The sequence below is a fragment of the Tsuneonella sp. HG249 genome (assembly GCF_053819205.1).
This window is the reverse complement of sequence record NZ_JBSOQY010000001.1, coordinates 967,502-980,753: the sequence shown is the minus strand read 5'-3', so window position 1 is coordinate 980,753 and position 13,252 is coordinate 967,502. Positions and strand designations below refer to the sequence as shown.

Below are 13,252 nucleotides of genomic sequence, written 5' to 3'. Positions count from 1 at the left end.
CGGCGACGGCCGGTCAGTTCACGTCCACCAAACTCACAGAATACCCATTTGCTCGCAGCGCCGTAACCAGGGCGTCGATCTGCTCCTTGTCGCGCGCTTCGCACTCGATGTCGGTGATCAGCCCCTTGGCCGGCAAGGTCGTGAAGATGCGCTGGTGGTAAATCTCGATGATGTTGACCGAGTGCTCGTCGAATTCACGCATCACCTTGTAGAGGGCACCCGGCCTGTCCTGCAGAGTGACTCGCAAGCGAGCGAGGCGACCGGACCGGGCCAGGTCGCGCAGCAGTACGTTGGCCAGCAGTCGCGTGTCGATGTTGCCCCCGCAAAGAACGAGACCTAGCGTCCGGCCGGCAAAACGTCCCGGGTGTGCAAGCACTGCAGCCAACCCGGCGGCGCCGGCGCCTTCGACGACCGTCTTTTCGATCTGCAGCAGCAAGCTGACGGCCCGCTCGAGCGCGTCTTCCTCGACCAGCAATATGTCGTCGACGCGCTCGGCGATCACGCGGGAGGTGAATTCACCAGGCTCCTTGACCGCGATGCCCTCGGCCAGGGTGTCTCCACCGCAGGTCATCGAACGGCCATTGATTCGTGCGTACATCGATGGGAACAGGGCAGCTTCGACCCCGACGACCTCGATGGCCGGATCGCGAGACTTGGCCACCGTCGACATGCCGGAGATGAGTCCCCCGCCGCCGATCGGCACCACGAGACAGTCGATCTGCGGCGCGTCGGCCAACATTTCGAGGGCTACGGTCCCCGCTCCGGCTGCGACGTGTGGATCGTCGAAAGGGTGGACGAAAGTCAGCCCAAGCTCGCCCTCAAGCTTGCGGGCATGCGCGTAGGCATCGTCGAAAGTTTCGCCTTCGAGAACAACCTTCCCGCCGACGCTTTCAGTCTGCATGATTTTTACACTAGGGGTCGTGCGCGGCATCACGATCGTGACCGGCACGTTGAGCCGGGTCCCGTGATAGCTCAATCCTTGCGAATGGTTGCCCGCCGAGGCCGCGATCACGCCGCGCGCGCGCTGTTCATCAGAGAGCTGGATCAAAGCGTTGAGCGCCCCGCGCTCTTTGTATGCGGCGGTGAACTGCAGGTTCTCGAACTTGAGCCAAATTTGGGTGCCCGCGATAGCCGAAAGAGTCTGCGAATGCAGCGTGGGCGTGCGCACCACCGCCCCTTCGATTCGCTTCGCCGCGGCGTGAATGTCGTCAATGGTCAGCGGTAGCGCAGCGACCTGTTCGCCGGGCATGGTCTTGGTCTGGCTCATTCGAGGGGCCCTAGGCCAATTGAAGACGCGGGGAAACTGCAGCTTGTTCATTTGCATCACAGCGAATCTTGCTTAGGCGATAGCGCATGAAGACAAACATCATCGTCGCTACACTGGCCTTGTGCCTCGCATCTCCCGCGTTCGCCGACACTTTGGTGGACAATGTCCAGGGCGTCTCTGTCGACCGCCAAGGCAAAGTCACGCGCTTCACCGGGCTGTGGATCGATGACGAAGGGCGGGTGAAGCAGCTTCTCGAGCGCAAAGACAGGCGGCCGCAGCGGACCGACTTCGCCGTCGATGGCAAAGGGGCATTTGTCATTCCCGGGCTCATCGATTCACACCTCCACGTCATGCCTCTCGGTTTCGGGGCGCTGACGCTCGACTTGTCTGCCACTCGCTCGCTTGCCGAAGCCCAAGCGGCGATCCGCGCTTACGCCGCACAATTTCCCGACCGCAAATGGATCATCGGGCGCGGCTGGAACCAGGAAACATGGGGCCTCGGACGCTTTCCGACTGCAGCAGAACTGGACGCGGCCGTGGCCGATCGACCGGTGCTGCTCGAACGGGTCGACGGCCACGCATCGTGGGCCAACACGGTTGCCATTCGGGCTGCAGGGATAACTGCTTCCACCGCTGATCCGGCGGGGGGCCGGATCGAGCGGCTTTCCGGGTCGCGGACGCCCTCGGGCGTCTTCGTCGACAAAGCGACCGACCTCGTTCAGCGGGTCGTGCCGGCACCCCGGCCGGATGACTGGGACTTGGCGCTGGGCAAAGCGCAGGAAATACTGCTCAAACAGGGTGTCACCGCCGTCGCCGACATGGGCACCACGATCGAGGCCTGGCAAGCCTATCGCCGTGCGGGGGATGCCGGCTGGCTTCGGCTGCGGATCATGTCTTATGCGGCCGGCCCCGAAGCAATGGAAGTGATCGGCGGCCCGGGACCGACCCCCTGGTTGTACGACGACAGGCTGCGGATGGGCGGCTTGAAGCTCTATCTGGATGGCGCACTGGGATCGCGGGGTGCGTGGCTCAAGGCCCCATACGCCGATGATCCACGCAACACGGGCCTTCCGCTGATGAGCGCTACCCAGCTTCGCAACGTGATGAGCAGGGCGGCTCTCGACAAGTTTCAAGTCGCCGTTCACGCCATCGGCGATGCCGCTAACGCCGAAGCACTCGGCGCCATCGAAGAACTCGCCCAAACATACCAGGGCGATAGACGCTGGCGCATCGAACATGCCCAGATCATCGATCCCGCGGACATCTCCGCTTTCGGCAGTCACGGCATCATTGCCTCGTTCCAGCCGGTCCATCAAACCTCAGATCGGAATATGGCCGAAGCCCGGCTTGGCCCGTCACGGTTATCAGGAGCCTACGCGTGGCGGACTGTCGCCAACGCCGGTGCAACTCTCGCCTTTGGCACCGACGCTCCCGTCGAATCGCCCGATCCGTTTGCCGGCCTTGCCACCGCAATCAGCCGCACCGACCCCAGCGGCCAACCCTTCGGCGGCTGGTTTCCTGGAGAAACAGTATCCCGCGAAGGTGCGCTCGCCGCTTACACGGTCGCAGGTGCCTATGCGGGCTTCGGAGAATCGCGCTTCGGCGAACTCAAGCCGGGCCTGCGCGCGGATTTCGTCGTCATCGATCGGGACCCGCTGATGGCCTCTCCGGAGAGCCTGCGTGGCGCGCAAGTTCTGCAGACCTGGATAGGCGGCGAGCGGGTGTTCTTGGCTGACGAAGGTCTTTCCGCCGTCGGTCGTTAATCCGTTCTCAACCTTTGTCATGCGAGAGCGTCGAAAGTTTCCAATCTCTGAGGGACTTCCCGACGCGGGGAACCACTGAGGTTGAAAACCGTTGGCTGCGTTCGGGTTAGCGACAAAAATGGTGACCGTTGCCGAAAGGCAGCACATTCAATCCTTGTGGGCAAACGCCTGTAATTTTCGCACAATCCGGCCAAAATCTGGGTTGAATCCGTTATCGGCTTCGCTTAGGGCGACCGGGACGGAATGAATTAAAGACTAAGGTTTCGAGGAGATATCGTATGAAGTTCCGCACTCTTGCCGCTGCCGCCGCAGCTCTGTCGTTCACGGCAGCCCCGGTCGCCGCTCAGGCCGCTCCGCAGCGCGCCGCTGCTCCGACCGAAGAAGGTAGCGAGATGGGCGGTTCGGGATGGATTCTCGGCGTGCTCGCTCTTGCCGCTTTCATCGCTGCGATCATCGTCGCCACCGGTAACGAGGACGATGCCGTCAGCCCGTAAGGCCGATGTCGTCTTCTTGAATTGAAAACGGGGCTTCGGCCCCGTTTTTTTTGCCCTTCGCAAGCGTTCGGCGAAGTTGCATGACGTCCAAATCCCCAATCTCGCAAGCAATCCGAGGCGGAAATCTTCCAAGGCAAGTTCGATCCCGAGGTTCTGTCGCGCTACGTTCTGACTCGCGCTCATCCCGGATGGCTCGGGCTGCGGTATCGGGATCACGGGACGAACTGGTGCGAACTCGAGCTATCGTGGCGGTCTGACCTCGTCGGCGAAGCTGGGCTTCCTGCCCTTGCCTCCGGCCCAATCGTCAGCATGCTGGACATGGCCGCCGGAATGGCGATCTGGGTCTCTAATGGCAACTTTCGCCCGGTGGCGACGCTCGACCTGCGAGTCGATTACCTGCGCCCAGCAAGAGAACGGTCGTCGGTAATCGGCCGCGTGACGTGCTATCGCCAGACCCGATCCGCGGCTTTCGTGCGCGGAAGCGCGCATGATGGCGATCCCGGCAATCCGGTGGCTGAAACGACGGGCGTATTCATGGTTCTCGATCCTTCGCGAATGGTCGCGTCGTGAACGAGCACCTGACCGCATACGCCCGGTCGTTGGGCATCTTCGCGCAGGAAGACGCGACGGACAGTGCGCCCGTTTTGTCCTTGGCGTTCGAACACCACCTCGAAGGAAGACCCGGCGCCTGGCACGGTGGTGCGATCGCGGGACTGCTGGAGACGGCTGCCTACGCTGCCTTGCGGACCGAGCTGTCGAGCAGAGGGCGCAGGCCCTTTCTCAAGCCGATCAACGTCACCGTGCAGTATCTTTCGACCGGGAAGACCCGCACGACCCACGCAAGGGCGCGGATCATCCGCCTCGGCCGGCGCAACGCGAATCTCGCGGTCGAAGCATGGCAGGACGACCCCGGTCGGCCGATCGCCACCGCCGTCATGAATGTGCTGATGGTCGAAGAGGAAGGCTCTGCAGAACCTACTGCGAAGGTGACGGAGTAGGGCGCGGCGGGGGCTGCGCGGGCTCTACCCGCAGCCCGTTACGGCCAACCTGCATATCGAACGGGACCCCTCCGACATCAGTTGTGACGGTCACCCCCTCTCCTCCGATGCGTACTCGTGAACGCTCGTCGAGCGGAAACTCGGCGGTCGGGATGGCATCAGGATTTGGCATGTCCATGGGTTCTATCGGCGTGCCGGGATCCTCTTGCACATCAGGCGCCGGTGCCGGCTGGCTGGCACCTCGACCGAGTGCCTGGATCATGAAGTCGCGCCAGATTCGCGCCGGCACACTGCCACCGGTGATACCGTTCAAAGGCGTATTGTCGTCGTTGCCGACCCATACGCCGACCACGAGGTCCCCCGCATAGCCCACGAACAAGGCATCGCGATAATCCTGGCTGGTGCCCGTTTTACCGTAGTTCGCGACGGGCAGCGCGGCGGCACGCCCAGTGCCCCGATTTATCGCCGCGCGGAGCATGCGCTCCATGTTGGCCTGCGTACGTCCGGAAAGCCGCTCGCGCTTGCTCCAATCCCAAGCCTGGGCGAGCCAGCCCTGGTCCGCTTGGGCGAATGCTCTTGGCATGACCGGAAAATCGTTCGCCGCGATCCCGGCATATGCAGCCGTGAGTTCGAGCAGCGTCATCGTCGAAGTGCCGAGCGCCAAGCTCGGATCGCCTTCCTCAAGCGGAGACTGGACCCCGAGACCGCGAGCGGTGGCGATTACCTTGTCGCTGCCGACCGTCTGCAAGAGACGTACCGCAGCGACATTACTCGATCGTGCGAAGGCCTCCTCAAGCGTAATGCTTTCGGAGTAACTGCCGCCCGCGTTCTTGGGACGGTAGCCACCTGCCACAATCGGCCGGTTGTCTATTCGGTCGGCCGGACTCATGCCTGCCTTTAGAGCGGCGAGATAGACGAACAGCTTGAACGTCGAGCCCGGTTGGCGGCGCGCCTGAGTTGCGCGATTAAAGGGCGATTTGGCGTAGTCGGTGCCCCCGATCATCGCCACCACTTCTCCGTTGGGCCGCATCGCCACCAGCGCGACCTGGGCCTTGCCCGGGGCGCGTGCGGTGACCTGGCGGGCGATCGCCTGAAGCCGAGAGTCGAGCGTGGTCGTCAGCGTTTGCCCTCCGTAACCCGCTTCCGCCAGCCGGCGTCCCTGCGGAAGGGCCCAGTCGGCGAAGTACGTGCCGGTGGGCAGGCTCGGTGCCGGTCGCACGTCGAGCTTCGGCGCGCGCATGGCGGCGGCCTCAGCCTTGGTGAGGTAACCTGCGTCGACCATGGAGCCCTTGACCAATGCCATGCGCTTGAGCGCGCGGTCGTAATGCTTGGTCGGTGCCAAACGCGAAGGTGCCTGGACCAAACCCGCCAGCATCGCCGCCTGCTCCGGCTTCAACCGCTCGGGCTGGCGATAGAAATAGTGCAGGCTCGCCGCCCTCAAGCCGTATACGTTATCGCCGAAGTACGCGTTCGACAGGTATCGCTCGAGGATCTCGTCCTTCGTCAGCCACGCTTCCAGCCAGAAGGCGATGAGCATCTCCCGGGCTTTGCGCGTGAGGGTCTGCTCGGGGGTGAGGAAGGTGAACTTGGCAAGCTGCTGGGTGATCGTTGAACCTCCGCCGTACCCGGTCCAGGCGGCGCGGGCGAGGCCGCGGGGATCGATGCCCCAGTGGGAATAGAAGCGGCGATCCTCGATCGCCAGGAAGGCCTCGACCACATGATCCGGGAGCTTTTCCACCTCGACCGGCTTGTCGATCACCGCCCCGTTGCGCGCGATCGGGGTGCCGTCGGCGGCCAGCAACGTCAGTTGGGGAGGAGCGATCGGGGCCAGCGATTTCGATAGAGGTGCCGTAACCGCGAGCCAGACCACGATCAGAATGAACAAGCCAATGAGGACCGCCGCGCCCCGTACAATCCACCAGCGCTTACGCCGGCCGAACCAGGTCCGCTTCCGGGCCGGCTCAATGCTGTCGAGCTGGCGATCCCATTCGTCAAACCGGCCGTCAATGTCGTGCGATTTTTCCGGCCATTCGGCAGCTCGATCGTGCAACGCGAAATAGCCGCCATGGGGGGCGGATCCGGATGCCGGTTTTCGGCGAAACCAGGGCGACGACATTAGCGGTGTGTTATCAGCTCAATACAGCAATGACTAGCTGCGCTCTGCTGAACATTCAGCAACAAATCTCAGTTCTTGCCGACGACGCTCTCGGGCAGATCGACACCGAACACGCGCTGATAGTACTCAGCCACCAGCACCCGCTCCGCCTCGTCGCACTTGTTGAGAAAGGTCAGGCGGAAAGCGAATCCGACATCGCCAAAGATCGATGCATTTTGCGCCCAAGTGATCACGGTGCGCGGGCTCATCACGGTGGAAATGTCACCACCCATGAAGCCCTGCCGAGTCATGTCGGCCACCTTGACCATGTCGGCGATGACCTTTCGGTCCGTGCCCGGGCTCTTGGCCGCGACGATCTCCTGCTCGGTTTTTGCCGGCAGGTAGTTCAGCGCCACGACCATGTTCCACCGGTCCATCTGGCCCTGATTGATCGCCTGTGTGCCGTGATAGAGCCCGCTGGTGTCACCGAGGCCCACGGTGTTTGCAGTGGCGAAGAGGCGGAAATGCGGATCGGGCCGGATAACGCGGTTCTGGTCGAGCAGGGTCAGCTTACCCTGCTGCTCTAGGACGCGCTGGATGACGAACATAACATCCGGGCGCCCGGCGTCGTACTCGTCGAATACAAGCGCAACCGGATGCTGCAGAGCCCATGGCAACAGTCCTTCGCGGAACTCGGTCACCTGCAGGCCATCGCGAAGCACGATGGCATCGCGCCCGACAAGGTCGATGCGGCTGATGTGTGCGTCGAGATTGATGCGGATGCACGGCCAATTGAGCCGCGCCGCGACCTGTTCGATGTGAGTCGATTTGCCGGTGCCGTGATATCCCTGCACCATCACCCGGCGGTTGAATGCGAAGCCCGAAAGGATCGCCAGCGTGGTGTCCGGATCGAACACGTAGCTTTCGTCTATGTCGGGAACGCGCGCATCGGCCTTGCTGAAGGCCGGTACCTGCCAGTCGACATCTACGCCGAACGTTTCGCGGGCGCTGACAGTGGTGTCCGGCGCGGCGAGCAGGGTGCGCTGCGCAGTGTCGAGATGGTCGGTCATGTCGTTCATTTCGGCGGAACGCCTATACGCGGGGACCGGACCCCGCAAGCGTCCTTGCTAGCAACTTATCTTGCTCCGATATCAGCTCACGATGCTACCGCCTTCACCAGCCGAATTTTTCCGCCGACGCCTGGTCGGCAAGGTGCGCGGCGTGTTCAACGATGTCGCTTCGGGAGAACGACCCGTTGCAATAAGCGACAACGCGTTGTTCGAGCGCGACTCGCCGATCCGCATGGTCCATTCTGGCGTCGTCTCGATGATGGTCGGCGGGATTCGCTCGCTGCTGCTGCAGATGCTTCACCCGCACGCGTTGCAGGGAGTGCTCGATCACTCGGATTTCCGGGCCGACATGCATGGCCGACTGCGACGAACCGCCCGGTTCATTGCATTGACGACGTTCGCCCATCGCGACGAGGCAATGACCGCCATCGAGCGGGTCAATCGCATCCATACCAAGGTCACCGGCACCCTACCCGACGGGACTCCTTACGCGGCAACCGATCCGCGTACGCTGGCCTGGGTACACGTAGCCGAGGCGACAAGCTTCCTCGAAGCGTATCTCGCCTATGTGCGGCCGGACATGCCTCTTAAGGAGCAGGATGAGTACTTCCGCCAGTTTGCAGTGATCGCCCGCGCGCTGGGGGCGGATCCGGTCCCCCTGACGCGCGTCGAGGCCGATGCGATCTCGGCAGAACTTCGGGACGATCTCTCTGCCAGCGAAGCCGCGCGGGAGGTTGCGGACCTCGTTCTCACCCAACGGCCAGAGGGTGCGCCCGTCGCCATCCAGCGCACGCTCGGCACGGCGGCGGTCGACCTGCTGCCTCCTTACGCGAGGATGATGCTGGGCCTGTCACGGCCGACAGCCACCGCGATGCCCGCGCGACTAGCCACGCGGACAATGTCCGAGGCGTTGCGATGGGCCTTTCGGCAGCGCTAGGTTAGCTTTGCCGGAAGTTTGAATATTGAAGCAAAGCGAAGGGCGAGCTCGCGGTTACCTTCGATCGTCAACCCAGCGTCGCGTTCGAGATCTGTCCACGGCACGCCCGCATAGATACCACCGGCAATGACGGACGCATCCGGCGCGCGCATCACTGCTTCGGCGAGGCGCACCGACCCACGGCGGATCGGCAATTCTCGCGCTGTCGGTTCGGCCACGAACTCATCCTCGCCGATGGCGAACCCAAAGGTGCGCCTGGCGAACTGGGGCAGACGCTGGTGCGGGACCATCGTCCGCAGCGACATCATCAAAGAGACAGGCGACAGTGGCAAGGTCGGATCGTGTGCACTCGATTGGGCTGCCCAGCGACCTGCCTCCTGGATGAGCGGTTCCGCGGCGTAGCCCCATTCGGTCAATTCGTAGACTTGCGCCTTGCCCGGAGGCGGCAGCTCGCGACGCTTGACGATCCTGCTCTCCTCAAGCGCGAGCAGGCGCTCGGTCAGCGTTTTGGCGCTGATTCCGGGCAGGCTGACGCGAAGGTCTGAAAACCGCCGCGCTCCTAACATAAGTTCTCTTACGATGAGCAACGTCCACCGCTCGCCGATCATTTCCATCGCGAACGCAGTTCCGCAAGCGTCCGCATACCAACGACCGTGACTCTGCCTATCCGGTTTAGTTTCTTTTTGTAACTTCACAGTTGTGTTTTGTAACTTATGCGGTAACCAAGGGCAAGAGCTGATTCGCAAGCCGCCGAAAAGATGAGAGGAAGTCCCGATGGCCAAGCAGATTTTCGTGAACCTTCCGGTCGCCAATCTTGACCGCGCGAAGGCGTTTTATGCGGCCCTCGGGTTCGTTAACGAGCCCAATTTCACTGACGCCACGGCGGCATGCATGGTCTGGTCCGAAACGATCTATGTGATGCTGTTGACCCATCCCAAGTGGGCTGAGTTCACGTCTCGGCCAATCCCCGATCCAGGCTCGAGCGAAGTGATGCTGGCGATCTCGTTCGACAGCCGGAAGGAGGTCGACCGGATTACCGACGCCTCGGGGCCCGCCGGCGGCACTCCGGACGTCAATCCAAAGCAGGACCATGGGTTCATGTACGGCCGGGACTTCCTCGATCCCGATGGGCACGTCTGGGAAGCGTTCTGGATGGACATGTCGCAGGTGCCGGTGGGTGATGAAAGCACCGTTCACGAGCGAGCGTCCTGAGCTCGAACAAACACACTAAGGAGAGATGTCATGACTTACCTCGACGGCTTCGTCATCGCGGTACCCACCGCGAGGAAGGTCGAATTCATCGCCCACGCCAACAAGGGCGACAGCGTGTTCCTCGACCACGGCGCGACGCGCATCCTGGAAGCCTGGGGCGCCGATGTGAAGAAGGGCCACACCACGGACTTCCAGGGAGCAGTCGAAGCGAAGGAGGATGAAACGATCGTCTTCAGCTGGATCGAGTGGCCGGACAAGGCCACGCGAGACGCCTGCATGAGCAAGATCATGGCGCCGGACTTCAAGGACGAGCGGATGGATCCCGAAAGGAACCCGATGCCGTTCGACGGCAAGCGCATGATCTTCGGCGGTTTCCAGCCGATAGTGAGCCATGGCCAGGCCTCGACCGGCGAGTACGTCCAGGGCTTCATGATCCCCGTCCCTGAAGAAAAGAAAGAGGCCTATCGCAAGATGGCCGACGAGGCCTGGGACATGTTCAAGGGCTATGGAGCAACCAGCGTGGTCGAGGCATGGGGTGACGACGTGCCGGAAGGCAAGCAGACAGACTTCTACCGCGGGGTGAAGGCAGAGCCGGGCGAAAAGGTCGTCTTCAGCTACATGACCTGGCCCAACCGCGCGGTGTGCGATGCGGCAGCCGAGAAGATGCAAAACGACCCCGCCATGCAGATGCCCGAAGGGTTCGAGATGCCTTTCGACGGCAAGCGCATGGTCTGGGGCGGGTTCGAGCCGGTCGTCGAGCTGGGAGGCAAGTGATGGCCTCGTTGCAAGGTAGTTGGGTCTGGTACGAACTGATGACGACCGACCCAGAGGGCGCGAAAGCCTTCTACGAGCCTGTCGTCGGCTGGCAGATGACCACCGGCCACGGTGATACCGATGATTACGGATTCCTGACGGCGCCGGACGGCAACATGGTCGGCGGGCTGTTGCGGCTTACGAGCGAGATGACGGCGCACGGCGCAAAGTCGGGATGGCTCGGTTACATCGGAGTCGAACATGTCGACACCGCGCTGGCCGATATCGAGGCCAAAGACGGGAAGGCGTTGATGCCTGCGCGCGATGTCGAAATGGCCGGACGCATCGCAATCGTCGCCGACCCGGGCGGCGCGCCCTTCTACATCATGACCGCTCGCCCTCCGGAGGGCTCGGAAGGCGGCGAGAGTACCGCCTTTCAGGCGGACATCAATTGCGGCCACTGCGGTTGGAACGAACTGATGGCAGCCGACGCGGCGCGCGAAACCGAATTTTACACCGGCCTGTTCGGATGGTCGCTGCCTGAGCCGATGGATATGGGCGAGATGGGCAAATACCAGTTCATTGCCCACGATGACGTGACCGTTGGCGCGATCATGGGAACCATGCCAGGTGCGCCTCAGCCGATGTGGAACCACTACTTTTGGGTGCCGAGCATCGCTGCAGCAAAAGACCGGATCGAGGCGAGTGGCGGCCAGGTAGTCAACGGCCCGATGGAGGTCCCGGGCGGCGGCTGGATCGTCCAGGGCATCGACCCGCAAGGCGCGATGTTCTCGCTCGTCGGCGGGCAATAGGAGGACGCGATGGCGCACAAGAACACGATTTGCGTATGGTACGACAAAGGCGCTCGCGAGGCGGCCGAGTTCTACTCCTCGGTCTTTCCTGACAGCGAAGTGACCGCGGTCCACATCGCACCCGGCGACTTCCCAGACGGCAAGCAGGGCGACGAACTCACCGTCGAGTTTACGGTCTGCGGCATCCCCTGTCTGGGCCTCAATGGGGGACCCCAGTTCCCCCAGACTGAAGCCTTCAGTTTCCAGATCATGACCGAGGATCAGGAAGAGACTGACCGCTATTGGCACGCCATCGTCGGCAACGGCGGGGTGGAAAGCATGTGCGGCTGGTGCAAGGACCGATGGGGCGTCAACTGGCAGATCACTCCGCGCACGCTTACCGAAGCGATGGAAGCCGGCGGCGAGGAGGCCAAGCGCGCGTTTGCCGCCATGATGGACATGAAGAAGATCGACGTCGCGGCGATCGACGCCGCCCGGCGGGGGGCCTGAGACAATGGCACGTAAGATCACTGGAGCCGCATTTCTCTCGCTCGACGGCGTGATGCAGGCGCCCGGCGGGCCGACCGAGGACACCCAAGGAGGCTTCGAAGAAGGCGGCTGGATGTTCAAGATTTGGGACCCGGGCATCGAGGAGACGCTGGGCTCGCTTTTCTCCGGCGATTACGACCTTCTGCTCGGCCGCCGTACCTACGACATTTTCGCCGCCTTCTGGCCTTATGCCGAGGAACCCGAAAATAGGCCGATGAGCGAGGCCTTCGACCGAGCGAACAAGTATGTGCTCACCCGAGGCGACCAGCCTCTCGAATGGCAGAACAGCCATCGGCTTTCATCCGTTGAAGACGTAGCGACGATCAAGGCTCAGATGGGATCGGACATCATCATCCAAGGCTCGAGCACGATCTATCCTGCGCTGCTGAAAGCAGGTTTGATCGATGAGCTTATCTTGATGACGTTCCCGGTCATCCTGGGCGCCGGCAAGCGGCTGTTCGGCGATGAAGCGCCGGTCGAAAAGCTCGAAATGACCGATCACAGAGTCACGGAAAAAGGCACCGTGATCACCAAGTATCGCCCCGGTGGTGAGCTGCCGCCCTACCCGCCCGAGGGCCCGATCGGAGCGAATAGCGAGCGCGAGAAGGTCCGCCAGCAAAGAATGAAGGACGGTACCTGGTGAGCCTCGCTCTCTATGGGCACCCTTTCTCCAGCTACACTTGGAAGGGCCTGATCCCGCTTTACGCCAACGGCACCCCATTCGAATTTCGCATGGTGGGCCCAGATCGGCCCGACAACAGCGCTTTCGTCGCCGCGGCCCACCCGGCGGGCAAGTTTCCGGTGCTGGTGGATGGCGATGAAACCATCGTCGAGGCCACCTCGATCGTCGAGTATCTGGCGCTTCATCATGCCGGCGCCGCTCCGCTTATTCCAAGCGATCCCGCCGAAGCAGCGACGGCGCGAATGCTCGACCGGGTGTTCGACAATTACGTGATGCACAATATGAACCGAGTCGTCTTCGCGCACATCGCGGGCGGGCAGAACCCCGATCGGTCCGAGATCGCGAGCGGCAAGGAAGGTCTGCGCCGCGTCTACCGGTGGCTGGAAGATTGGCTGGAGCGAAACGCCCTGCCCGCGCAAGTCAGCCTGGTTACCTGCGCCGCGGCGCCGTCGTTGTTTTATGCCGATTGGGTTGAGCCGATCCCAGTCGATCATCGGCGCCTGGCGGGATTGCGGGCAGAGCTGCTCGCGCTGCCGGCGGTCGTTCGCTGCGTCGACGATGCGCGTCCGTACCGCTCCTACTTCCCGCCGGGGGCGCCCGACCGCGATTGATGGTGCAAGTTACTTGCCGTTCTGCAGAGG

15 protein-coding genes are annotated in these 13,252 nt (G+C 62.7%); 11 read left to right on the top strand and 4 right to left on the bottom strand.

Going from position 1 to position 13,252, the window contains the following annotated elements; genetic code table 11:
• Positions 1-13 precede the first annotated feature (13 nt).
• Positions 14-1,267 (bottom strand): threonine ammonia-lyase, encoded by a 1,254-nt coding sequence (locus tag ACWPM1_RS04845; protein WP_455693707.1) that lies wholly within the window; start codon positions 1,265-1,267, stop codon positions 14-16.
• Between the two features lie 86 nt (positions 1,268-1,353).
• Between ACWPM1_RS04845 and ACWPM1_RS04840 the strand changes: the two genes are divergently transcribed.
• The 4 genes from ACWPM1_RS04840 to ACWPM1_RS04825 all read left to right on the top strand — a co-directional run bounded on the left by ACWPM1_RS04840 (position 1,354) and on the right by ACWPM1_RS04825 (position 4,522).
• A complete protein-coding gene (locus ACWPM1_RS04840) occupies positions 1,354-3,030 on the top strand; it encodes an amidohydrolase (protein ID WP_455693706.1) in 1,677 nt (558 codons plus the stop codon).
• Positions 3,031-3,308: 278 nt separating this feature from the next.
• Positions 3,309-3,524 carry a hypothetical protein gene (locus tag ACWPM1_RS04835; RefSeq protein WP_455693705.1) on the top strand — a complete coding sequence of 72 codons (216 nt, stop codon included), beginning with the start codon at positions 3,309-3,311 and terminating at the stop codon, positions 3,522-3,524.
• Between the two features lie 309 nt (positions 3,525-3,833).
• Positions 3,834-4,094: a PaaI family thioesterase gene (locus ACWPM1_RS04830; RefSeq protein ID WP_455693704.1), complete on the top strand. Its 261-nt coding sequence runs from the start codon at positions 3,834-3,836 to the stop codon at positions 4,092-4,094.
• On the top strand, positions 4,091-4,522 hold the full coding sequence (locus ACWPM1_RS04825) for a PaaI family thioesterase (RefSeq protein ID WP_455693703.1): 432 nt from the start codon (positions 4,091-4,093) through the stop codon (positions 4,520-4,522). The genes ACWPM1_RS04830 and ACWPM1_RS04825 overlap by 4 nt, the downstream gene beginning before the upstream one ends.
• Here ACWPM1_RS04825 and ACWPM1_RS04820 read toward each other — a convergent pair.
• Positions 4,500-6,638, bottom strand: coding sequence for a transglycosylase domain-containing protein (locus ACWPM1_RS04820; protein ID WP_455693702.1), 2,139 nt, complete (start codon positions 6,636-6,638; stop codon positions 4,500-4,502). The genes ACWPM1_RS04825 and ACWPM1_RS04820 overlap by 23 nt on opposite strands.
• A 68-nt stretch (positions 6,639-6,706) precedes the next feature.
• The gene (cobS, locus tag ACWPM1_RS04815) at positions 6,707-7,696 is read right to left on the bottom strand and encodes a cobaltochelatase subunit CobS (RefSeq protein WP_455693701.1); all 990 of its coding nucleotides are present in this window, start codon (positions 7,694-7,696) and stop codon (positions 6,707-6,709) included.
• 82 nt (positions 7,697-7,778) lie between these two features.
• Between cobS and ACWPM1_RS04810 the strand changes: the two genes are divergently transcribed.
• Positions 7,779-8,624: an oxygenase MpaB family protein gene (locus tag ACWPM1_RS04810; protein ID WP_455693700.1), complete on the top strand. Its 846-nt coding sequence runs from the start codon at positions 7,779-7,781 to the stop codon at positions 8,622-8,624.
• Here ACWPM1_RS04810 and ACWPM1_RS04805 read toward each other — a convergent pair.
• Entirely contained in the window at positions 8,621-9,238 is a 618-nt protein-coding gene (locus ACWPM1_RS04805) for a winged helix-turn-helix transcriptional regulator (protein ID WP_455693699.1), read from the bottom strand. The two genes, ACWPM1_RS04810 and ACWPM1_RS04805, sit on opposite strands and share 4 nt — an antisense overlap.
• A 160-nt stretch (positions 9,239-9,398) precedes the next feature.
• On the opposite strand from ACWPM1_RS04805, the gene ACWPM1_RS04800 reads away from it, so the two are divergent.
• The 6 genes from ACWPM1_RS04800 to ACWPM1_RS04775 are packed head-to-tail and all read left to right on the top strand — an operon-like array spanning position 9,399 to position 13,222.
• A complete protein-coding gene (locus tag ACWPM1_RS04800; protein ID WP_455693698.1) occupies positions 9,399-9,836 on the top strand; it encodes a VOC family protein in 438 nt (145 codons plus the stop codon).
• A gap of 30 nt (positions 9,837-9,866) precedes the next feature.
• Positions 9,867-10,610 (top strand): DUF1428 domain-containing protein, encoded by a 744-nt coding sequence (locus ACWPM1_RS04795; protein WP_455693697.1) that lies wholly within the window; start codon positions 9,867-9,869, stop codon positions 10,608-10,610.
• Positions 10,610-11,401: a VOC family protein gene (locus ACWPM1_RS04790; RefSeq protein WP_455693696.1), complete on the top strand. Its 792-nt coding sequence runs from the start codon at positions 10,610-10,612 to the stop codon at positions 11,399-11,401. The genes ACWPM1_RS04795 and ACWPM1_RS04790 overlap by 1 nt, the downstream gene beginning before the upstream one ends.
• A gap of 9 nt (positions 11,402-11,410) precedes the next feature.
• Positions 11,411-11,890 carry a VOC family protein gene (locus tag ACWPM1_RS04785; RefSeq protein ID WP_455693695.1) on the top strand — a complete coding sequence of 160 codons (480 nt, stop codon included), beginning with the start codon at positions 11,411-11,413 and terminating at the stop codon, positions 11,888-11,890.
• Between the two features lie 4 nt (positions 11,891-11,894).
• Positions 11,895-12,572 (top strand): dihydrofolate reductase family protein, encoded by a 678-nt coding sequence (locus tag ACWPM1_RS04780; protein ID WP_455693694.1) that lies wholly within the window; start codon positions 11,895-11,897, stop codon positions 12,570-12,572.
• Entirely contained in the window at positions 12,569-13,222 is a 654-nt protein-coding gene (locus tag ACWPM1_RS04775) for a glutathione S-transferase family protein (protein ID WP_455693693.1), read from the top strand. The genes ACWPM1_RS04780 and ACWPM1_RS04775 overlap by 4 nt, the downstream gene beginning before the upstream one ends.
• The last annotated feature ends 30 nt before the right edge of the window (positions 13,223-13,252 follow it).

What these genes read in the sequence shown, in the direction of transcription:
- ACWPM1_RS04820 (WP_455693702.1), bottom strand. Translation starts at nt 6,638, where the DNA reads ATGTCGTCGCCCTGGTTTCGCCGAAAACCGGCATCCGGATCCGCCCCC.
- ACWPM1_RS04795 (WP_455693697.1), top strand. Translation starts at nt 9,867, where the DNA reads ATGACTTACCTCGACGGCTTCGTCATCGCGGTACCCACCGCGAGGAAG.
- ACWPM1_RS04835 (WP_455693705.1), top strand. Translation starts at nt 3,309, where the DNA reads ATGAAGTTCCGCACTCTTGCCGCTGCCGCCGCAGCTCTGTCGTTCACG.
- ACWPM1_RS04785 (WP_455693695.1), top strand. Translation starts at nt 11,411, where the DNA reads ATGGCGCACAAGAACACGATTTGCGTATGGTACGACAAAGGCGCTCGC.
- ACWPM1_RS04780 (WP_455693694.1), top strand. Translation starts at nt 11,895, where the DNA reads ATGGCACGTAAGATCACTGGAGCCGCATTTCTCTCGCTCGACGGCGTG.
- ACWPM1_RS04840 (WP_455693706.1), top strand. Translation starts at nt 1,354, where the DNA reads ATGAAGACAAACATCATCGTCGCTACACTGGCCTTGTGCCTCGCATCT.
- ACWPM1_RS04805 (WP_455693699.1), bottom strand. Translation starts at nt 9,238, where the DNA reads ATGGAAATGATCGGCGAGCGGTGGACGTTGCTCATCGTAAGAGAACTT.
- ACWPM1_RS04790 (WP_455693696.1), top strand. Translation starts at nt 10,610, where the DNA reads ATGGCCTCGTTGCAAGGTAGTTGGGTCTGGTACGAACTGATGACGACC.
- ACWPM1_RS04810 (WP_455693700.1), top strand. Translation starts at nt 7,779, where the DNA reads ATGCTACCGCCTTCACCAGCCGAATTTTTCCGCCGACGCCTGGTCGGC.
- cobS (WP_455693701.1), bottom strand. Translation starts at nt 7,696, where the DNA reads ATGAACGACATGACCGACCATCTCGACACTGCGCAGCGCACCCTGCTC.
- ACWPM1_RS04830 (WP_455693704.1), top strand. Translation starts at nt 3,834, where the DNA reads ATGCTGGACATGGCCGCCGGAATGGCGATCTGGGTCTCTAATGGCAAC.
- ACWPM1_RS04800 (WP_455693698.1), top strand. Translation starts at nt 9,399, where the DNA reads ATGGCCAAGCAGATTTTCGTGAACCTTCCGGTCGCCAATCTTGACCGC.
- ACWPM1_RS04845 (WP_455693707.1), bottom strand. Translation starts at nt 1,267, where the DNA reads ATGAGCCAGACCAAGACCATGCCCGGCGAACAGGTCGCTGCGCTACCG.